The sequence below is a fragment of the Shewanella glacialimarina genome, assembly GCF_020511155.1.
Taxonomy (GTDB): Bacteria; Pseudomonadota; Gammaproteobacteria; order Enterobacterales; family Shewanellaceae; genus Shewanella; species Shewanella glacialimarina.
Map to the genome: position 1 here is coordinate 872,405 of NZ_CP041216.1, position 21,069 is coordinate 893,473.

The 21,069-nt window shown below is 42.9% G+C and carries 15 protein-coding genes; 8 read left to right on the plus strand and 7 right to left on the minus strand.

What is annotated here, in order from left to right; translation table 11 throughout:
• The first annotated feature begins 90 nt into the window (after window positions 1–90).
• The 5 genes from acnA to ybaK all read left to right on the plus strand — a co-directional run bounded on the left by acnA (window position 91) and on the right by ybaK (window position 8,110).
• Window positions 91–2,835 (plus strand): aconitate hydratase AcnA, encoded by a 2,745-nt coding sequence (acnA, locus tag FJ709_RS03685; protein WP_226413568.1) that lies wholly within the window; start codon window positions 91–93, stop codon window positions 2,833–2,835.
• A gap of 673 nt (window positions 2,836–3,508) precedes the next feature.
• Entirely contained in the window at window positions 3,509–4,597 is a 1,089-nt protein-coding gene (locus FJ709_RS03690; protein ID WP_226413570.1) for a hypothetical protein, read from the plus strand.
• Window positions 4,598–4,944: 347 nt separating this feature from the next.
• The gene (locus FJ709_RS03695; RefSeq protein ID WP_226413572.1) at window positions 4,945–5,814 is read left to right on the plus strand and encodes a pirin family protein; all 870 of its coding nucleotides are present in this window, start codon (window positions 4,945–4,947) and stop codon (window positions 5,812–5,814) included.
• Between the two features lie 160 nt (window positions 5,815–5,974).
• Complete coding sequence (gene dbpA / locus FJ709_RS03700) at window positions 5,975–7,378, plus strand: ATP-dependent RNA helicase DbpA (RefSeq protein ID WP_226413574.1); 1,404 nt, start codon at window positions 5,975–5,977, stop codon at window positions 7,376–7,378.
• A 261-nt stretch (window positions 7,379–7,639) separates the two neighbouring features.
• Entirely contained in the window at window positions 7,640–8,110 is a 471-nt protein-coding gene (ybaK, locus tag FJ709_RS03705) for a Cys-tRNA(Pro) deacylase (RefSeq protein WP_226413576.1), read from the plus strand.
• Between the two features lie 18 nt (window positions 8,111–8,128).
• On the opposite strand, the gene FJ709_RS03710 is transcribed toward ybaK, so the two are convergent.
• Entirely contained in the window at window positions 8,129–8,983 is an 855-nt protein-coding gene (locus tag FJ709_RS03710; RefSeq protein WP_226413578.1) for a pseudouridine synthase family protein, read from the minus strand.
• Between the two features lie 179 nt (window positions 8,984–9,162).
• Here FJ709_RS03710 and lgt point away from each other — a divergent pair, with 179 nt between their 5' ends.
• The gene (lgt, locus tag FJ709_RS03715) at window positions 9,163–9,957 is read left to right on the plus strand and encodes a prolipoprotein diacylglyceryl transferase (RefSeq protein ID WP_226413580.1); all 795 of its coding nucleotides are present in this window, start codon (window positions 9,163–9,165) and stop codon (window positions 9,955–9,957) included.
• A gap of 185 nt (window positions 9,958–10,142) precedes the next feature.
• On the opposite strand, the gene FJ709_RS03720 is transcribed toward lgt, so the two are convergent.
• Window positions 10,143–10,892: an oxidative stress defense protein gene (locus tag FJ709_RS03720; protein ID WP_226413582.1), complete on the minus strand. Its 750-nt coding sequence runs from the start codon at window positions 10,890–10,892 to the stop codon at window positions 10,143–10,145.
• A 126-nt stretch (window positions 10,893–11,018) separates the two neighbouring features.
• Window positions 11,019–12,083 carry an AraC family transcriptional regulator gene (locus FJ709_RS03725; protein ID WP_226413584.1) on the minus strand — a complete coding sequence of 355 codons (1,065 nt, stop codon included), beginning with the start codon at window positions 12,081–12,083 and terminating at the stop codon, window positions 11,019–11,021.
• Between the two features lie 154 nt (window positions 12,084–12,237).
• Between FJ709_RS03725 and FJ709_RS03730 the strand changes: the two genes are divergently transcribed.
• Complete coding sequence (locus FJ709_RS03730) at window positions 12,238–13,419, plus strand: alkane 1-monooxygenase (RefSeq protein WP_226413586.1); 1,182 nt, start codon at window positions 12,238–12,240, stop codon at window positions 13,417–13,419.
• Window positions 13,420–13,497: 78 nt separating this feature from the next.
• On the opposite strand, the gene FJ709_RS03735 is transcribed toward FJ709_RS03730, so the two are convergent.
• From FJ709_RS03735 to FJ709_RS03750, 4 genes are all read right to left on the minus strand, one after another.
• Window positions 13,498–14,592: a sensor domain-containing diguanylate cyclase gene (locus FJ709_RS03735; protein WP_226413588.1), complete on the minus strand. Its 1,095-nt coding sequence runs from the start codon at window positions 14,590–14,592 to the stop codon at window positions 13,498–13,500.
• A gap of 126 nt (window positions 14,593–14,718) precedes the next feature.
• Window positions 14,719–15,069, minus strand: a complete 351-nt coding sequence (locus tag FJ709_RS03740) for a DP-EP family protein (protein WP_226413590.1) — start codon at window positions 15,067–15,069, stop codon at window positions 14,719–14,721.
• 10 nt (window positions 15,070–15,079) lie between these two features.
• Window positions 15,080–18,418: an nSTAND1 domain-containing NTPase gene (locus FJ709_RS03745; RefSeq protein ID WP_226413592.1), complete on the minus strand. Its 3,339-nt coding sequence runs from the start codon at window positions 18,416–18,418 to the stop codon at window positions 15,080–15,082.
• Between the two features lie 4 nt (window positions 18,419–18,422).
• The gene (locus FJ709_RS03750) at window positions 18,423–19,475 is read right to left on the minus strand and encodes a 2-dehydropantoate 2-reductase (RefSeq protein WP_226413594.1); all 1,053 of its coding nucleotides are present in this window, start codon (window positions 19,473–19,475) and stop codon (window positions 18,423–18,425) included.
• A gap of 230 nt (window positions 19,476–19,705) precedes the next feature.
• Between FJ709_RS03750 and FJ709_RS03755 the strand changes: the two genes are divergently transcribed.
• Window positions 19,706–21,022 (plus strand): metal-dependent hydrolase family protein, encoded by a 1,317-nt coding sequence (locus FJ709_RS03755; protein ID WP_226413596.1) that lies wholly within the window; start codon window positions 19,706–19,708, stop codon window positions 21,020–21,022.
• Window positions 21,023–21,069: the final 47 nt, after the last annotated feature.

Consider the following 21,069-nt stretch of genomic DNA (forward strand, 5'->3'; position numbering starts at 1 on the left):
GATTTCCGACTCGGTTTTTGATTAGGATATGTTAGTGTGTTGAGTAAGCTTAGCAGTAAGTACCCATAAACGTTTATAGGGAGATCGGTAATGAACCATTCTATGCAATTATTGAAACAGCTTAAAAGTAAGGGAAAAACTTTTCGGTATTACAGCTTTGATCGATTAGCCGAACACTACGATTTATCTCGCTTACCCTTCGCCGCAAAAATCTTATTAGAAAATCTCCTGCGTTATGAGAACTCAGAATTTGTCCAGCCAGAGGATATTGATACCTTAGCACGCTGGGACTTAGATAACTGGTCCGAAACCGAAATCGCTTTTGTGCCTTCCAGAGTTATTTTACAAGATTTTACTGGCGTACCCTCTGTGGTCGATTTGGCCGCAATGCGAGATGCTATCGAGACATTAGGTGGCAATGCTGACGCGATTAATCCACTCAATCCAGTCGAACTGGTGATTGACCATTCGGTGATGGTTGATGTGTTTGCCGAATCCGGTGCGCTGCAAAAAAATACCGCCATCGAAATTCAACGAAACCGTGAACGCTACCAGTTTCTGCGTTGGGGTCAGCAAGCTTTTGATAACTTTAAAGTGGTCCCGCCAGGGCGCGGTATCGTGCATCAGATTAATTTAGAATATTTGGCTCGGGTAGTTTTTGTCAAAGAAGATGAAGACAACTTATTATATCCCGACACGTTAGTCGGTACAGATTCTCATACCACCATGATTAACGGTCTTGGTGTGCTGGGCTGGGGCGTAGGTGGTATTGAGGCCGAGGCTGCCATGCTGGGGCAACCTGTTACCATGCTGTTACCCGAAATTGTCGGCTTTGAATTTACCGGTACATTACCACCAGGGGTTACCGCTACCGATTTGGTGTTAACCGTCACCGAGCAATTACGCGCATTTGGCGTTGTCGGTAAATTTGTTGAGTTTTTTGGTGCCGGCGTCGATCAACTGACCCTAGCTGATAGGGCAACCATTGCTAATATGGCCCCTGAATACGGTGCGACTTGTGGCATTTTCCCGATTGATCAGCAAACCTTAGATTACTTAGCGCTTACTGGTCGCGAACCGGATCGTATCGAGCTGATAAAAGCGTATCTCAAAAAGATGGATATGTGGGCTAGCGCATCTGATAACAAAGCCTGTTATCACGCCACGTTACAGTTAGATTTGGGCAGTATTGTGCCATCTATCGCCGGCCCTAAAAGGCCACAGGATAGAATTGCACTAGAGCAGGCAGGTGTCAGTTTTCGTCAGTGGCTCGACAGCCAAATTCCGGTTAGCCAAGTTGAAACCCAAGCTAAAGATGAGCTCGAAAGCGAAGGTGGTCCTGTAGTGCAAGTGCCGATCGCCGATGGCAGTAAAGGTGTAGCTTGCCGCTATCGAGATAAAGACTTTGTCCTCGAAGCTGGCGCGGTGGTGATAGCCGCGATTACCAGCTGTACTAATACCTCCAACCCATCTGTGTTAATCGCCGCCGGATTATTGGCCAGAAATGCCCGCCGAAAAGGTTTACAGGTTAAACCTTGGGTAAAAACCAGCTTTGCACCTGGCTCGCAGGTGGTGACAGATTATTTAATAAAATCGGGTCTCAATGTCGATTTAGATGCTCTAGGGTTTCAGTTAGTAGGCTACGGTTGTACCACCTGTATTGGTAATTCTGGTCCTTTACCTCAGCCCGTTAGTGAAGCAATACAACAGGGCAGGTTAAAGGTGTGTTCGGTGTTGTCGGGTAACCGTAACTTCGATGGTCGTATTCATCCTGAAGTACAAGCTAACTACCTGGCATCGCCGCCGCTAGTGGTCGCGTATGCACTGGCCGGTAACATGAAAGCCGATATTGCCAGCGAGTCACTTGGCGAGGATGCTGATGGTAATGCGGTTTATTTAAAAGATATCTGGCCGGACAATCAAGAAATTCAACAGGTCATGGCCAGCGCAGTGCAAAGTGATATGTTTGTGTCGCGTTATGCCGATGTGTACAGTGGTGATGCCGATTGGCAAGGGTTAGAGGTCGTGCAGAGTCAGAAATATAACTGGCCAGATTCTACCTATGTAAAACAACCGCCATTTTTTGACGGCATCACTGCCGAAGTGCCTACAATAACAGGCATAGATAATGCCCGCTGTTTACTCAAATTGGGCGACTCGGTCACAACAGACCATATTTCACCGGCGGGATCTATTGCACCCAACAGCCCTGCCGGAGACTATTTACAACAAGCTGGTGTGGCTATTCAAGACTTTAACTCTTATGGCTCGCGCCGTGGTAACCATGAAGTGATGATGCGCGGCACCTTTGCCAATGTAAGATTGAGAAACTTGCTGGCACCGGGAACCGAAGGCTGTTGGACACGTTTAATGCCTAACGGTGAGTCAATGACTGTATTTGATGCCGCGATGCAGTATCAGCAACAAGGAACGCCTTGTATTGTGCTGGCAGGTAGAGAATATGGTACCGGTAGCTCAAGGGACTGGGCAGCCAAAGGGCCAGCATTGTTGGGCGTTAAAGCGGTAATAGCCCAAAGTTACGAGCGTATTCATCGCTCTAACCTAGTGGGAATGGGCATTTTACCCTTGCAGTTTATGCCAGACGACAGTGCTGAGTCACTGAACCTCACAGGTGAAGAGCAATTTAGTATTCCAGCGGTAAGTGCCGGGCAAAAAAACGTTAAAGTGACCGCAACTGACAAAACGGGTAAGCAACATTCGTTTGAAGCTAAAATCCGTATTGATACCCCTAATGAGTTCAGTTACTACCGACATGGCGGGATTTTACATTATGTATTACGTAATTTGGCACAATCATCTAGCTCAGTCGTCTAGTTAAGTTATTTAGCCCGGTAATCAGGCCAAGTGATCGAAGTTGTACCGCTTGTTTATCAGCGGCTTTAAATAGCCAGTAAATAGGCTCAAGTTTAATAACTTGGGCATATTTTTTTTGCTGCAGATATAAAAATATGTAGGCCAAGGTATTGTTTAGGCTTTAACTACAACTCAGTGTCTTACTCAAACAATCTGTAAATTAACCATTAACGACTTAATTAAGGCGACTTGCTGAACCCAACAAGACTTAGATAGGGTGTATTACGGATATTGAATCAGTTATAATTAACATACTCAATGGAACTGATACATAATTGAACCTATGTATAATGGGCTAGAACAATGAAAAAGGAATTTCAGTGAAAAACTTATCTGCTAGGCAATATCAATTCATCCCAAGCTACTCAGTCACTCAGAGTCAGCATCAAACTGTAAATGACTCGTTATATAAGCATAAAGCTTGCTCATAATTTTAACTCGTCATCGGCTAGAAAGACCTAGAGCTGACTTCATATTGTGATATTTGCTCATATTTTAATGGCCTAATCAAGGTGTTTAACTATGAACAATATTGCGGTTTAGTTTCAAATTAATCCCAAGGCATCATAAAATATTTTGTCTATTTACCACTGGGTAGTGGCAATAACCAATTCAATAATATAAGGAAATTTAAATGAATCTTGCTCGTAAAATTACTGCAATTGCTGTAGCGGGTGCACTTTCTGCTTGTGCAGCGACACAAGTTGACAATACACCAAAGCACCCGACAGCAGTGGTTACTGCAAAATTTACTATCAATGGTTTATATCTGCCGGACCATAAAGGTACGCAAACCGTGTATACACGTGAAAATATGCGTGCGATCGATCAAAAAGCGGAATTTGATAGTTTTTATATGGGTTGGGCAGACTACGATGAGACTAATATTTTCAGGATTTCTGAAAACCTACTATGGCATGTTGATCATGATAAAAAAAGCTATCGTGAATGTCCTCTCAGTGGTTGTAAAAATGTGTTTGAAGAATTTATGGCTAAAACCCAAAGCGCTTCAGATGAGGAAGAAGAATATGAAACTTATGAAGAAAAAGGCTGTAGTGTCACGTTAGATAAAAATGACTTCACAGTCGTTGCGACTAATAACACTCGTAAAATAGGTGGCTTAGCCTCGCAGGAATATACCGCGACTTGGACAACCGAATTTAAAGATGAAAACGGTAAAATAGACCTTAATTTACTGCAATTTGTATTTTGGACCACCACCCCAACGGCAGACATGAAAGGCGTTTGGAAAATTCATGAAAAAGCCACTGACAACTATCTTAATCAGGTAGGCGACAAAAATGGTTTAGTCCGTTTATTGGGTAAAGATGGCTATAAAGCCATTAGTGCTTTTAGTGGTGACGTAGAGAAAAATGATAAACAAAATTTTAATAGCATTACTGAAAAGCTAGCCACTATTCAAGGTTACCCATTATCGATAAAAATGGAATGGTTTCAAAAAAGTGAAGCTTGCCCTACTGTGAAGAAAAAGCGATCTGACGCTGGGCTCGATTTATCTCAAGGCCTTGAAAGTGCAGCGACAAATTTTTTTGGTAATCTGATTAAAGATGAAGCAGATAACGTTGTTGACAGTGTTGTTTCAGAGTGGAAAAAAGATGCAAGGGTACGTTATATATATGAAGTCACTTCAGTGTCTGAAAAACAAATAAATGATAGTCGATTTAATGTGCCCAATGGCTATACACTTGAAGATAGGCAATAAAAATACTTAGAGAAGGCCTCTTCATAAACGACTAAAGCAAGTGTGCTTAACGTTAATAAAACCCGATTAACATTGCGTGTTAATCGGGTTTTATTGATTTAGGGCCGAGTGATATCGGATAAAATCTAAGAGTTCATTTTACGTATGTCCACTCACATTACTGTCAACAACGACTTTAACAGTTTGGCCCCTTAGTCTTATCAGTGTCTTTTGTTATTATGATAACCATTCTAATAAATAGAATGCTTTAAGGCATTTTTTGCTATTTTTATTCAACTTAATAGTCGATAAGCTAGGGGCAATTCACTGGCAAAACTGTTTTGCTAGTCTGATATTTCGAGGTGATTATGCAAATTATCTATAAAACTCAAGCTCGCCCAGCAATGGATGGTGATGGGGTGAACATTAAACGTGTCGCTGATTTTGGTAAACAAAGCTATGACCCCTATTTGATGTTGGACGAATTGAAGTCGGATGATAAGCAAGATTTTATTGGCGGTTTTCCACCGCACCCTCATCGTGGCATTGAAACCTTTACCTATATAATGAAAGGCGGTTTTGAGCACCGTGATCATATGGGCAATGTGAAAGCTATTCGTGCTGGTGATGTACAGTGGATGAGCACAGGCAGTGGCGTTATTCATTCTGAAATGCCGTTAGCAGATGCTAATGAAGGGCTACACGGTTTTCAAATTTGGCTCAATATGCCAGCTAAAGACAAAATGCGTCCGGCTATTTATCGCGATACAACGGTTAATCCTAATCCAAGCTTGCTCAACAATAAGGGCGCCAAGCTGATTGCGTTAGCCGGCACTTGGCAGTTTGCTGATACACCAGACAGTATCACTAATACCCATATTGAAGGGCTTGCAGGCAGTGGGGCTATTGCTGATTTGATTATTGAGCCAAACAGCTCTGCTAATATTGCGTTAAACCAGCATGGCGCAGTCAATGTTTATATTTATCAAGGCCAGCTTAATGTGCTGGTTGACGGCGAAAATGTGGTGTTTGGCGAAGGCACTATGCTTAAACTTAATCCGCACATATTGGCACAGTTCAACGCAGGTGACTCAGGGCTAGGGTGTTTAATTCTGGCGGGTAACCCAATTAATGAGCAGATTGTGCATATGGGGCCGTTTGTAATGAATACTCAAGCTGAAATTAATCAAGCGGTTGAAGATTACCAGCAAGGGCGTTTTGGCCATTTAGCACATTAATCGTTTAGAGGGTTGCTGATTTATTAAACGGCTAAAATAATAGAGCTTAAACAATGATGGAGTAATTTTTAGGGTTTATTGCTATAATTAGCCCGTTCCGGCCAAAGCCATTTGCTTTGGCCTTATTATTTTTAGTTTGCTTTCAGCACAGGATATTCCTTTGAGTCAATCACCTTCGCAAGTTGCCAGTCAGGCATTTTCATCATTAAACTTAAAACCCGAGTTATTAGATAATCTTAGCACCATGGGCTATGAGTCTATGACACAAATCCAAGCAGAAAGTTTACCGCCGATTTTAGCGGGTGATGATGTGATTGGCCAAGGTAAAACCGGCTCAGGCAAAACTGCCGCCTTTGGTTTAGGCTTGTTAAACAAATTGGATGTGAAGCGTTTTCGCATTCAAACTATGGTGCTTTGTCCTACGCGTGAGCTAGCAGACCAAGTCGCTAAAGAAATTCGTACTTTAGCCCGCGGCATTCATAACGTGAAAGTACTCACCTTATGTGGTGGTGTGCCAATGGGACCACAAATTGGTTCACTTGAACATGGCGCGCACATTATTGTCGGTACCCCAGGGCGTATTATTGATCACCTAGATCGTAACCGTCTTGATTTAGGTGATGTCAACATGTTGGTGTTAGACGAAGCCGATCGCATGTTAGAAATGGGCTTTCAAGAGCACATTGATGCGATTATCGACCAAACTCCGCATGAGCGCCAAACCCTGCTGTTTAGTGCGACTTTTCCAGAGCAAATTCAATCTATTGCTGAACGCATTATGTATAAGCCGGTGATGGTGAAAGTGGAATCAACCCACGATAACTTAACCATTGAACAGCGCTTTTACCGTATTGAAGACAACCAAGGCCGCTTAGAAGCGCTGCGTTTGTTATTACTTGATAAGCAACCAGAAAGCGCAGTAGTATTTTGTAATACTAAGCGTGAAACCCAAGACGTGGCTGATGCACTGCTTGAGTTTGGTTTCAGTGTTTTAGCATTACACGGCGATTTAGAACAACGCGATCGCGATCAAATGTTACTGCAATTTGCTAACAAAAGTGCCCGTATTTTAGTGGCAACTGACGTGGCAGCCCGTGGTTTAGATATCGATGCGTTAGATGCGGTATTTAACTACCACTTAGCTTACGACAGCGAAGTGCATATTCACCGCATTGGCCGTACAGGTCGCGCGGGTAGCCAAGGTGCAGCATATAGCTTCTTTGGTGAAAATGATGGCTATAAAATGGCGATGATTGAAGAAGCATTGAATAAAGATATTGTGCCTTCTACACTGCCACCATTAAGTGCGTTAACTAAAGCACCGCTAGCACCTCTTATGCAAACCATACAAATAGAGGGCGGCAAGAAACAAAAAATTCGTCCAGGCGATATTGTTGGTGCATTGACTGGCGAAAACGGCATTGATTTCAACGATATCGGTAAAATTAAAGTGACTGATATTCGTGCTTACGTTGCGGTATCTCGCACTGTTGCGCAGCAGGCTATGTCTAAAATTACTAAGGGCAAGCTGAAGGGTAAAACCTACCGCGCCTGGTTTATGTAAAACAGACTTATCAACTAGCATTATTGGATAGTCGCTTATCGTGACTTAACCCTATAGCTAGTCGTTAGTTTCACCCCAAAAGGAGCATAATGCTCCTTTTTTTGTTTTCGTTTTTTAATAGCATCATCACGGTAAGCGGCAGTCTTATCTGATTATTACTTTGAGCTAGCGCCATGTTTGAGGTAAATTCACCGCAAGTAAAATGATCAATAACGTCAATAGACGGATACTGAACAGTCGATTTCAAAAGGTATGATTGCTATGACTCCCGCCATTGATTTAGTTAAAAAACATCGCTTACCTTTTACCGTGCATGAGTATCAGCATGACTCGAATGCGGTTTCTTATGGTTTAGAAGCGGCTGAAAAACTACAAGTAAAAGCTGAACTGGTGTTTAAAACCTTAGTGGTCGAAACCGACAGCCATAAATTAGCGGTAGCGATATTGCCTGTCTGCCAACAGCTAAACTTTAAGAAAATGGCCAAAGCGCTGAAGGTTAAAAAAGTACACATGGCAGACAGTGCTTTGGTGGAACGCACAACAGGTTATGTATTAGGTGGGGTGAGTCCTTTGGGGCAAAAAAAGCGTTTGGCCACTGTGATTGATCAAAGCGCAGAATTATTACCACAACTGTATTTTAGTGCCGGTAAAAGAGGGCTTGAATTACAGATGTCGCCAACGGATTTACAAGCGTTACTGTCCGCCAGCTTTGCTGATATTACCAATGACTGAGCGGTTTAGACGCTGTCGCTACTCAAATTGAGGCCTTAACGCTTCTGGCAGTGAAAACTGCACAGGTGTCGCTGTGACAGGGCAAACAAAAGCAAATTCACAACAGCATAATTTTAAATCTGGAGCATCCGCCGTGGCATTGCCATGCAAGCGGTCGCCAACAACAGGGTGACCAATACTGGCCATGTGAATGCGAATTTGATGCTTACGACCCGATTCAATTTTAACCTGCACTTTAGATTGATCTAATTCAGGGTTGTACTGCAATAAACTGGCGTGCGATAGCGCGGGTTTACCATCTACTTGGGTATCAATGGTTATCGTATTATCGGCAAAACGTCCTTGCACTATTACTTGGTAAAATTTATCTAACTGACGAGTCTCAAACAGTTTAGCAACTGCTGCGGTGGCTTTTTTGGTGTGGCCGATAATAATCAACCCAGATGCTGCGCGGTCAAGGCGGTGGATAATATACGCGCTACGTGGCGGCTCGGTATTTAATTCAATAAAGCGATTAATGGTAGTGTGATCGCTCCACTTAGAAGCCTGGCAGCGTAAGCCATAGGGTTTATACCACAGGCTATAATCACCCTGGTCAAACATCAACTGTGTATTGGCGGGGACTTCAGCGAGTATGTGACTGTTGTAATATAAATGCAGTTTATCACCCACTTTAAGGGCTTTTTTAGCCCGCCTAAGTCGAATAACCTGTTTGCCATGGGTGTGCCAAACGGCGCCTTTTTGCATGGCCTGTTTAATGACTTGCTTTGATAGACCAGAATGTTGCGACAATAACGTGCTTGCATCGACCTCACAGGAAGTAATGTCGAGATGGCATTCAATCAGATTATCTATTTGTGGTGTATCTGGCATAGTTTGCATCGGCTTTTACAGTTTGATAAACACTATTTTACGTGATTTGTTGCTGAAGAGGTGATCAATTTGGCGATAGGTGAATAATATTTCAGGCCACTTTAACCGTAAGTTTCTTTATTGGTAAGATAAAACAGCGTAGCATTAGCGGCATAAGTAAGCCTTTTTTGGAGCAACAATTGGACCATTTTGTTTGGAATGCAGACCCTGTTTTGGTGTCGTTTATGGGGTTGACCGTACATTGGTACGGGGTATTATTTGCTACCGCGATAGCGGCGGGTTTCCAGGTAATGAAAAAAATCTATCAGGCAGAAGGCTTGGACCTTGAGTCATTAGATAACTTTTTGGTTTACTGCGTTATCGGCATTATTGTCGGCGCAAGGCTAGCCCATTGTGTATTTTATGATCCGAGCTACTATTTTGCTCATCCGCTGAAAATACTCGCTATTTGGGAAGGCGGCCTAGCCAGTCATGGCGGCGGCTTAGGGGCTATTTTAGCGCTGTATTACTATAAACGAAAAATAGGCCTGCCATTTTTGTTTTTGTTAGACAGACTGGCGATTGCCACGGCAATTTTTGGCTTTTTTGTGCGTATGGCAAATTTTGCCAATTCAGAAATTCTAGGTGAGCCAACCACAAAACCCTGGGGTATTATCTTTGAACGTATCGATTTGCTACCGCGTCATCCGGCGCAATTGTATGAAGCGTTTGCTTATCTACTGATTTTTATTTTGCTGGTGGGTTTATACCGCAAAACAAAATTAAAGCTGCAACATGGTGGCCTATTCGGGGTGTTTTTAGTGTTAGTGTTCAGCGCCCGTTTTGCGATTGAATCGGTTAAGGTTAGCCAAACCGCTTACAGCGAAACCTTGATGACCGCAGGCCAGTGGTTAAGTGTGCCATTTTTAATTGTCGGTGTTGTATTACTTGGCCGCGCTATGATGGCAAAAAGTGAACCCGTGACAAAGAAGTGATTAGCTAACGCTATCAATATTTTTAACGCGATTAAATAAGCGAACAAAAAAGTGGTCAAGGCGATATGCGCCTGACCACTTTTTTATGCTAATGACAATTATGTCGATAACAATTATGTCGATAACAATCTAGTTTCGCGTGCTTGTGAGCCGCTATAACTATTTAAAATCACTTAACTTTAAAATCATTTCAATTTAAATATCACTTCAACGCGATCACTCACGGTGACTTGCCCTTGCTGATAACCCTGATTAGCGTCACTCGATTCTGCCGCCATACGGTACATTACCGGTTGCACTGGCTGTTGGTCAAAATAGCGAATTTGCCACACGCCATCGACCTTTTTATCAAATCCTTTGGCTAACGATGCGGCTTTTTGCTTGGCATCCGTAATGGCGCTTTGACGTGCCTGTTCAATATATTCCGCCTGCTTACTTGAGCTTAGTTTAATGTTGTTAACCCGATTGATACCTTGATCTAAAGCGGTGTCGAGTAAGTCATTTAACTGGCTTAAATCTCGTACGGTAATGGTCATGCTTCTGCTGGCCTGGTAAGCCACCAGTTTAGCGGGTTCATTATTTTGATAATGATATTGCGGGCGGATATTTAAATTGGCGCTGTCGATATCATTTTTGGCAATACCGGCTTTATCTAATCGGCTTAAAAACTGGCTAATGGCTTTATCTGACTCGGTTTTAGCTTCTTTTGCTGTGGGTGCATCAACCACTACTTCAATATCAATAGTGGCCATATCAGCCTCAATGCTAATTTCGCTGCTGCCGATGGTTTCTAAGTGGGGAAATGGTAAGTCTGCCGCAAAAGCCGGTAAAGCACTGAACGCCAGTACTGATGACATGATTGATGCCAGTGCTGATGTGCGTACTGTAGGAAAGGTTAAGGCTGAAAATGAGTTAGAAAAAGTAAGCAGGTTCATGTATTGCTCCAAATAAGGGCGATGTGCCTCAAGTGTAATTTGTTTTATTCGTTAATGTTGATAACGCTATAAACGAGAGTAAATCTAAAAAGGGTTAACAATATTATTTATTTTTTATTGCTGGCATCACACGCGCCGTAATGGCGGGTTTTTTCTAAAATCCTGTGGCGTGATCTGGTACCAACGTTTAAAGGCTCGTCTAAAGTTTGCGACGTCAACATAGCCTAATTCAAAGGCTATTTGCTGAATACTCATCTTTGATTCACGTAAATAATGCTGTGCTAAATGTTGTTGAACATTGGTGAGTAATTGCTGGTAACTGGTGTGATGTTTTAGCAGCTGACGGTGCATGGTGCGTGGGCTTACATGTAATAGCTGGGCGATATCCTGTTGAGATATTTTGCCTTGATGCTTCAAAATAAGTTGTTGAACCTGGCTGATAAAACCTATGGGTTGTTGTGCATCAAGTTGCTGTTGGCAAAATTGTTTGGCTTGAAATGCCGCCGCTGGGTCGCTGCTAGCCAGCCTTTGGTTTGCGGTAGTTTGCGATAGCACAATACTATTTTGCGGTTGTGAAAATAGCAGTTCACAGGGCATAAAGAGTGAATATTGCTCGTAATAATCAGGTTTGGTTACTTTTAAATGAACCGCTTTAATCACGGACTTGTCAGTCAGAAGGTGTAAAAACAGGGTTAAAAAGGTCACCGTAATGGCATCAATAAAGGCTTGATGGCCTTTAGGAAGAGGCTGAGACAAATCATAGTTGATGTGTAGTTTTTGATGATGCGCGCTGATATCAATTTCAATTAACGGATTTCGGGTATGAATAAACTGCTTTAACAGTAATAGCGCATCATTTAACGAGGCGCTATTGAGCATCGCCAACCCTAGCATGCCATGGGCAATAACAGATATTTTTTTACCGACATACAGGCCAATATCTGGCCGCTGTGACAGTGTTATCGCGCTGTCTATTAACTCACTATATTGGCTAAGGGTTAACTGGCTATTGGCTTGCTGTAAGTCAGCTAGTGTCAGTTTATTTTGTTGTAACCATTGCTGCGCCGGTAATTGCCAATCACACAATTGCTGATACAACTGGTGCAGATAAAATACCGGTATTAAAGGCTCGCTAACCGCAGACATATTTTTGATGACTTTGTCATGCTTTATAGGGGGAATTGCAGTCAAGGTCATATCCTAGTCAGACACCAATGCCCTAGTTGTAGCGGATTTAATCAAAGTTGTCTATAAATGACCCCTAGATGTCTTTTTTACCCGCTATTCTTTTTACTCACACTTGATAGATTAATTGTTAATAAAAGACATTAGCTAGGAGCTAACGGTGCACTATTTAAAATTTATGTCGTTCCATTTAATGGGCCTATTTACCCTGGCTGCGCTGACGTTAGGTCAATTTTACATCGTGCTGGGTTATGCCATCTGGTTGTTATTCTATATTGGTGGCGACATTGTGTTAGGTGATGATGATTCAACCCCAAGTTATGCTCATCACAGTATTATGACCTGGCAGCTTTGGCTGGCATTGCCCTTGTTAATGGCCATTCTATTTGTGTTTAGTTGGCATTTTGCTACTACAGATGTATGGGGTTATGGCCAATGGATCACCGAATTAACCGGCTATGATGCCCTGGCGGCCAAAGCCAATACCAGCTGGTATCAACAACTGGTATTAGTGGCTTTTACTGGGCTGGTTATCGGGGTGATAGGCACAGTGACGGGGCATGAACTGGTGCACCGTACCTGGCATAAAATGTCTTACACTATTGGGCGATGGTTATTAGCCTTTAGTTTTGACGCTAACTTTGCCATTGAACACGTATACGGTCATCATCGTTTTGTGTGTACCGCGCAAGACCCAGCTTCTGCCCCAAGAGGCCGCAATGTTTACCAGCACATTATTGTGTCCAGCTGGTATGGCAATATCAGTGCCTGGAATATTGAAAAGCGTCGTTTATCAGTTAAAAGTTTACCGATATTTTCACGGCATAATCGCGTGTTAAGAGGTATTGCCATGAGTCTGGTTATTCTTCTGGCGGTGTTTGCTTTGGGGTCTTGGCAGGCATTGGCATTTTTTATTCCCACCGCACTGTGGGCTAAGGCGACGTTAGAAATAGTCAATTATATGGAGCACTATGGTTTGGTTCGCGCTAATGGCACTAAGGTAGCACCACGGCATTCATGGAACACCAATAAGCGGGTCAGTTCCTGGTCATTGTTTAATTTAACTCGCCATTCGCATCATCATGCACAAGCTCAAGTACCGTATCACCGCTTAGCACCCTATGAGGGTGCACCTATGATGATCAGTGGTTACTTAGCTACCTTAGGGTTAACCCTTATTCCACCGTTATGGCATAGACTTATGCTGCCTAGGTTAGCCCATTGGGATGCTCATTTTGCCAATGATGATGAAAAAGTATTGGCCCAACAAGCCAATGACGCCAGCGGTATAGCGGCTTACCAACAAATGCATCAAGTTGAAACGGGTTCAATATCAGCCTAGGTCAGTATTAACCTAGGCTGATATGTAATGCTATGTAGAGGCTTAAGCTGATATTACAAATAGAGGCTTAAGCTGATATTACAAACTTAGGCTAATACGATTGCGGCCTTCTGCTTTTGCACGATAAAGCGCGGTGTCAGCGGCGCAAATAAGCGCGGTAGCGGTGCGGAACTGGCCTTGTTGTTCACAGGCAATGCCCTGGCTGACACTTATTTTCACTTCCTGGGTTAAGCCCATATCAGTAAATTTAATTTGGTTAATTTGGCGCTGAATTTTTTCAGCCACTCGTTGTGCCTGCGCCTGGCTGAAGTTAGGCAGAATAACGGTAAACTCTTCGCCGCCAAAACGGGCGGCTAAACAGTCGCGGTTAGGCATGGCTAAGTTAATTACCTGAGCCACTTTTTGTAAGCACTTATCGCCATTAATGTGGCCATAGTTGTCGTTAAAAATTTTAAAGAAGTCGATATCAATCAAGATCAAACTTAACGGATGTTGATGTTGTCTGCTATCGTCCCAGGCATTTTGCAATGCTTCATCAAAAGCATGACGATTAGCTAAACTGGTGAGTTTGTCGGTATTGGCTAAACGGGTTAACTCTTCAAACTTTTCTTTGTGGCTAGTGAGGTTGTGCATTACCCCGACAATTAACGGTTTGGCATTTTCACCTACGGGCAGGCACGACAGTGAAATGTCGGCATTGACTAAACTTGAGTCAGAGCGTTGCAGTACAATTTCTTTGGGGCCGTGATTAAATGGGGTGAAGGTTTCACGCCAATGGGCAAACAACTCTTGGTATTCTTCTTGGTAGGCTGAGTTAACAAAGTTAGTCCATTTTTGACCAATCAATAACTCTTTTGGCGAGCCGAAAAGTTTGGCTGCATGCTGGTTAATCATTTCAATGACGCCTTCATCATTGACCACAAAAATGGCTTCTGAAATGGCATTCATCAAAAAACCTAGGCTAGATAATTGGGTGGCCTGATCTAACGTGTGCTCAAAAATTTTCGGTGTTGATACTGTTTTTGGGGGACTGGTTAACGCCGTTTTAGTGGGGGTAACAGGCGCATTTTTTTGATCTGGCGTGGGGAAGTTTTTACCTGATAACGCCTTAGCAAGTTCAGTGGCACGGGTTAATGTGTCATGGAATTCTTGGTATTTGTCAGAGGTTATCATGGTCAGTCCCTTTTAAAATATAATGTGTGTCAAACAAACGTATTTCGATGACACACACTATATTGGAAAAAGTAAAAAACAGCCTTCCGTTAACCTTCTGGTTGTATCTTATTGTTTTTAAATTAATTACATAGGGGGTTTATTGATTACTTGTGGGTCAGGACTGACAATGCATTCGTGTGAATTGAGTGGCGTTAACACAATTCTGAATGAAATATCATCGTCATTTTTACAGTATGTGTCATGAATTTTTAACTCAGTGGCTTGGTTTTTTATGCTGACTTTTCCGATGTCTGGGTCATTTGGGTTGTCAAAAATAATCCCCGCAAATCGATAATTAGCCGCTGTCGCGGTGTCTAATTTAAATCTAATAGATGTGTCTTCTTGCACAACCAATTGGCAGGTTGGTGTACCATTATATAAAAAGGTGGATTGCTCATAAGTTACAGTGACATTAATTTTATTGGTAGATGACATTATTATTTCCTTATAGTGGGATGGACGTTTTAGAGGTTAAAAGTGGGTAATGCGTCGAGACATTAATGTCCATTTTATTGAGTGCACTTATCTGCTCTGCTATTGATACTTTCGATTGCAGACATAAATTTGCAACCACAACAATTTGGTTTATTTCAATTTCAAATGGATGATACTTTTCAGGTACGTTCGCTAGTGCCAGCTTACAACTTGTGATCATTAAATTAGGCTGTTGATTGTGTTTTGCTTGTGTGGCATTAAGCAAGGCAACTTCCGCCCAAAAAATGTTTGATGACGGAGTTTTGTGTTCTTTTTTCAAGTTAATATTTAGTTGTTCAAGAAGTTGTTCACTGTCTTGCCACTGCGCTAACGTTTGATAATATTTAATTGCTTCAAATATTACTTTATTGTTCAATTGTTCGTATTCGTTAGCTACCTTGTTAGTAAATGCATATTCCTTTGCTAATTGCTCAAGTAGTTTTTGAGGCGTGGTAAAATCCGATAGAGGTAAACCATTTTGCTTTGCAAGTTGGGCTGAAATCCCTAATTTTTGTGCTTGAAAATTAAATCTTCTTTCTCTCCAACTTCTATTTTCTGGATCTTGTTTAAAGAGGTTATCCAATAAACTATAGGCCGTTTCGCTTTTTTGATAAGCCTGTTGCCATTTAGCTTGTGCACTTAAAATATTCACCTGATGTATAAGACTATAAGACAATATTTCTAGCAAAGGGGCATTATTGGGCGTTTCTGCTAAAGGCGCAGCTAATACTGCTTGTGCTTGTTCATGCAAAGATAGAGCGAGTTCTAAATCCCCCTGTTTCATTGCGGTGCTCGCTATCCATGAATAGGTATCTGCAGTAGATGAGGCAAGTAAACTGTCTTGAGGCGACTGCACTAAAGCTTTTTTCTTTAATTCTAAAGAGAGTTCGAAATTGCGTTGAGCATTGCTGAAATTGTTCTGGTTGAAAAATAGACTGCCTAGTGAGTTGTAGGCATAAGATAACTCGATCCACGAATCGATATTGTCTGGTGCAATTTGATTCATCTTAATGCTGTAATCGCGGTAAAGTTCAAATTGCTTGAGTGTTTCAGCATCTTTTCTGTCATTTAATGCTATTTGACCTACCCAGAAAGCGTTTGCGCCCAATAGTTTGAGTAGTTCAATATCTGGGGCGTTTCTGGTTTCATCATAGAGCGCTTGAAGAATTTTTTGAGAATCGATAAATGCTGTTAATGCTTTGCTGTTATCGCCCCTTGAATAAGCAACCTCTGCTTTTGCTGCCAATGCCTGACCGTGTTGTAAGCGGCTTTGATAACTTAATTTTTTGTAGGCGGCTGATGCATTCGTTTGTTGATCATTACTAGCAAAATATTCCATCGACTTTTGGGTGATACCATCTAATAAATCCATGCGACCAACGCTACGTAATTTATCGGCGAACTCGCCGACCATAAAGCCTAATAAGCTTTCTGCCTGTTGTTGTTTTTGTTTAGCAAATTGTTCAGCCTGAATACTTCTTACACTCATAAAAACAGCCAGTAGGGTCAGCATGCACAGTACGGCTATGGTGGACATTTTCGCCAGGCGTTTTACGCCAACGCTTTTCTTAGAGGCATGAATAAAGGCGTGTTGCTCAGTATCTAAATTAAACAGCGGGTTGTCGGCCAGTGCTAGTGCTTCTTGCAGCGGTTTACCTTCGGCCAGTAAATAGGCTTTGTGCTGTTGCTCATCTTGCCAACGCTGGCTAAGTACGGTTAAACGTGCGTTAACCCGCAAGCTGTCACGATGTGCCTCAATCCATTGTAATACCCGTGGCCAGCGTCGTAATAGTGCCTCGTGGGCAACGCTGAAACAGCCCTGGCCATTTTGCAGGTGTGACACAAATAAGCGGTTATCAATCAGGGTGTGTACTAGAGCGGTTTCGTTGTCGTTGCTCAGTTGGCTTAAGCGTGCGGCGCGGCTGGTGATGTTGGTTTCATCGGCGGATAAGGTGACTAATAACGACAATACTTTACTTAAACTGTGTTGGTGCTTTGCGGCTAATGCGGCAAAAATACCTTCGGCTTTTTGACCAATAGCGCCTTCTATTCCGCCCAGTTTTTGATATACCGACACTAATAAGGTGTTGTGTTCATCGCGCTGTAAATACAGCTCTTGTAAGGTGTATTGCAGCATAGGCAGTGCGTCAGGGTTATTAGCTGCTTCGGCGCACAGTAGTTCATCTAATGGCGTGTGGGTTTGCGGGTCTGTGTCCCAATTAAGGCCCGCAGCTTTAGCGGGCAGACGGATCATTTGCAGTAACTCGGTGCGGTTTGGTGCGGTTAAGTCAAAGTGTGATCCGCTGGCTTTACCGGCCATTAAACTGGGCCGACTGACCACCTGCGGGTAAAAGTCATTTCTACAGGCACTGAACACCATAAAGTAGCCGCTGGTGGCGAGCGATTCAATCATATCTAATGCGGTTTGAATGTGTGGCTCGGTAAAAATAGGTGAAGAAAGTAGCACTTCTACACGGTCAATAAATATCGATAGTTTGGGCGTAATTGCGGTGTTAGTTTGCTCGATATTGGCTAAGGCCTGTTTGGCTTGTTCAATGACCTTGGGCATATCTTGCTGCAACATGACGGCGAGATTTTCAGCGGTCATGCCATCAAATACCGGTATATCGTTTATGTCTAAATCCAGCAGTGCAAGGGCGATGTCGGTAAATAAACGGTCCTGGCTAATATCGGCTAAATCTAAACTGGTGTGAGACACAATGCCAATGCCATCAAACCCCTGTGGGCGCATGAATTGCGGCACCACACCGGCATTTAATAATGATGATTTACCGCTGCCGCTAGGGCCGAGTAATAAACAAAATGCCCGACCAAATTGTACCTGGTTGCTCATGCGCTTGAGTAAGGTGCTGATTTGTTCGCTGCGGCCGTAAAAAACCTCGGCGTCTTTGGCGTCAAATGCGCGCAATCCGGGGAAGGGTGAGCCACCTTGCCAGGTGTTAGCTTGAATATGTTCGGCTTGCTCCACTAATGGATAGTGAACCTCGGCTAAGGTGCGATAGCCGCGTTTACGAATGGTTTCAATAAATGTGGGGTTAGATGCGCTGTCACCAAGGGTTTTGCGCAATTGGTTAATAATTTTATGCAGCGGGTTATCACCCACCACAGTATGGCCCCAACATTGCTCGACTATGGTATCTGGGCTGAGCACTTCACCTGGGTGTTGGCACAGCAGTTGTAGCACGTCCATTGCTTTGGGCTCAATTTGCTTGATGTCAGCGCCCTGTTGCAAGCTGTTACTTTCTGGATTGACCTGCCAGACCCCGAAGAAGAAATGTTGTTTATTCATATTATTATGTTTTCTTTTTAGGTGTAGTTAACAGCGAAATAACATCGTTAATGTTGATCTTTTCGCCTTGTTCCAGCTGTTTTATGGCTTGATATATTATCGCATTCACTGGTGTCGCTATATGACATTGCGCCCCCAGTTTGACTACCGCGCCATTTAGATAGTCAATTTCTGTTAAACGTTTGGCTTGAATGTCTTCCCACATTGACGAACGGGCATGTGGGTCAATGGCTAACATAGACTTTGCTGCAATATTAAACAAGCCATTGGGCAAACGCAGTATTAATGGCAGCCACTTTGGGGCGACTTTAGTAAATTGCATTAACGGGCGCTGTGTTTTATGACATATATCAAGCCATTCTTGCATAGCTTGAGCCAGTAATAGCCTTAAAGGCCGCTGTTTCAATTGAGCCTGTATCGGCAGATCGCAAATAACATTAAGGGCATTGTTAAGGTTAAGCAACAGTTTGCCGTTTATTACAGCGGCCATATTGTCATGCAATTGGCAGCTTAGGCCATGCTTGGTCATGTCCTGGCTAATCTGCTGTGTGTGTTTGCATAAAGGCCAGATAAATTGGCCTTCAGTGCCTTTGTGAAAACGGCCATTAGCTAACTGCAACACGTTAAACGGGGTGATGCCCTGATAAATTTGACGTTGGGGCAACTGCTGATGGGCGTTATCAAAACTGCCAAGACCATTTTGCATAAAGATAATGCTGCTGTTGGCATGGGTAATGTTGAGTAAATCTGGGTAGTTGCTGTCAAGCTGATGGCATTTTAAGGTGACAAACACTAAATCGAAACGTGGGGGCTGGTCAGTTAATGGGTCTAATAGGGTTAAGTCGGTGATGATATTGCTAGGCATGACGCAATGGTTTGAGCCGTGATAGTCGCTGATAGTTATGCCGCCATTATCGAGGATGACTTGTTTAATCCGTTCTCGACAGATTACCGTCACATTTTGCTTGGCGATTAATAGCTCCGCTGTCAAGTAACACCCAGTAGAGCCTGCACCATAAACCGCGATATTCATTGCCGTGTTTGTTGGCTTGATCATTTTATTTTACCCAATAAAGTGCATTTACAATGAAACTACATCCGCAGTAAGTGGCTCGCGCTGTCGATTCTACAGGATTGTTAGCGTTAAATTATGCCATTTTCTTTTTATTCAATGGCAATAACATCAACCAAAAATGTAACAAAAAGCATAATAACTTGTAACTTTTTGCCTTTTTTGTCAGCTTAGATAGCTATTATTATCACATATGACCAAACGAGCGATTTATAATGAAAAAAACAGTATTCGCAGTATCAAGATTAACCACTTTAATCGGCGGCGCATTATTAGCGCTAGCATCTCAAGCCGCTGAAATTCAAATTATTCATGCAGGACAATTACTGGCTGTACCCGGTGAAAAGCCACTAGAGCAGCAATCTATTATTGTGCGCGATGGCATTATTACAGAGGTAAAAGCCGGTTTTGTTAAAGAGGTTGCTGTAACGGCTGATGACACGTTAGCGATTATAGATTTAAGCCAGGCATTTGTTATGCCGGGCTTAATGGATATGCACGTGCATTTACAGGGTGAATTAGGCCCTAAAAATGACAGCCAAAAACTGCGTATGTCTGATGCTGATGTGGCGATGCACAGTGCGTATTTTGCTAAAAAAACCTTATTGGCAGGCTTTACCACAGTACGTGATTTAGGCGCTAAAGCTGAGCAAATTTATGCCCTGCGCGATGGCATTAATAAAGGCTGGGTTGATGGCCCAAGAATTATTGCCTCTGGCGGTGTGTCGGTTACCGGTGGCCATGGTGATGTAGATGGTATGAGCCCAGATTTATTGGATTTATACACAGAAAAAACCATTTGTGATGGCCCTTTTGATTGCCGCCGTGCCACACGCCGGGCGATTAAATTTGGCGCAGATGTGATTAAAATTACCTCTACAGGCGGGGTGTTGTCTGACACCAATACTGGTACGGGTCAGCAAATGGAAGATGATGAGCTAAAAGAAGTGATTGATGCAGCCCACGCTTTAGGGCGTAAAGTGGCCAGCCATGCCCATTCTGCCGCGGGCATTAACGCCGCATTACGCGCAGGCGTTGATAGTATTGAACATGGCAGTTATGCCGATAAAGACAGTATTAAATTATTCAAAAAGTCGGGTGCGTTTTTAGTGCCAACCTTGCTGGCCGGCGACACTGTGGTGCAAATGGCTAAAAGCACAGATGTGTTTTCTCCTGCGATTAAAGAAAAAGCCATTCGTGTTGGCGGCGATATGATGGACAACTTTAAGGCCTCTTATAAAGCAGGGGTTAAGATAGCTTACGGCACTGACAGTGGTGTGTCGCACCACGGTGACAATGCTAAAGAAGCGGTATTAATGCACGCTGCGGGCATGACCAACATGGATATTTTGAAAAGTGCGACGGTTAATGCGGCTGAATTGATTGATATGTCAGCTACGTTGGGTACGCTTGAAAAAGGCAAATATGCCGATATTATTGCGACCTCACAAAGTCCGCTTGATAACATTGAAACTTTATTAAATATTCCCTTCGTAATGAAGTCAGGTATTGTTTATAAACAAGATTTATAAGCAAACCTGTTTGTCTTGGTTTATTGCAACCAGCTGATTTTATGAGG

Bases quoted from the DNA above. Each gene is read 5' to 3' on its own strand.
- acnA (WP_226413568.1), top strand. From the start codon at position 91: ATGAACCATTCTATGCAATTATTGAAACAGCTTAAAAGTAAGGGAAAA.
- FJ709_RS03690 (WP_226413570.1), top strand. From the start codon at position 3,509: ATGAATCTTGCTCGTAAAATTACTGCAATTGCTGTAGCGGGTGCACTT.
- FJ709_RS03695 (WP_226413572.1), top strand. From the start codon at position 4,945: ATGCAAATTATCTATAAAACTCAAGCTCGCCCAGCAATGGATGGTGAT.
- ybaK (WP_226413576.1), top strand. From the start codon at position 7,640: ATGACTCCCGCCATTGATTTAGTTAAAAAACATCGCTTACCTTTTACC.
- FJ709_RS03710 (WP_226413578.1), bottom strand. From the start codon at position 8,983: ATGCCAGATACACCACAAATAGATAATCTGATTGAATGCCATCTCGAC.
- FJ709_RS03720 (WP_226413582.1), bottom strand. From the start codon at position 10,892: ATGAACCTGCTTACTTTTTCTAACTCATTTTCAGCCTTAACCTTTCCT.
- FJ709_RS03735 (WP_226413588.1), bottom strand. From the start codon at position 14,592: ATGATAACCTCTGACAAATACCAAGAATTCCATGACACATTAACCCGT.
- FJ709_RS03740 (WP_226413590.1), bottom strand. From the start codon at position 15,069: ATGTCATCTACCAATAAAATTAATGTCACTGTAACTTATGAGCAATCC.
- FJ709_RS03745 (WP_226413592.1), bottom strand. From the start codon at position 18,418: ATGAATAAACAACATTTCTTCTTCGGGGTCTGGCAGGTCAATCCAGAA.
- FJ709_RS03750 (WP_226413594.1), bottom strand. From the start codon at position 19,475: ATGATCAAGCCAACAAACACGGCAATGAATATCGCGGTTTATGGTGCA.
- FJ709_RS03755 (WP_226413596.1), top strand. From the start codon at position 19,706: ATGAAAAAAACAGTATTCGCAGTATCAAGATTAACCACTTTAATCGGC.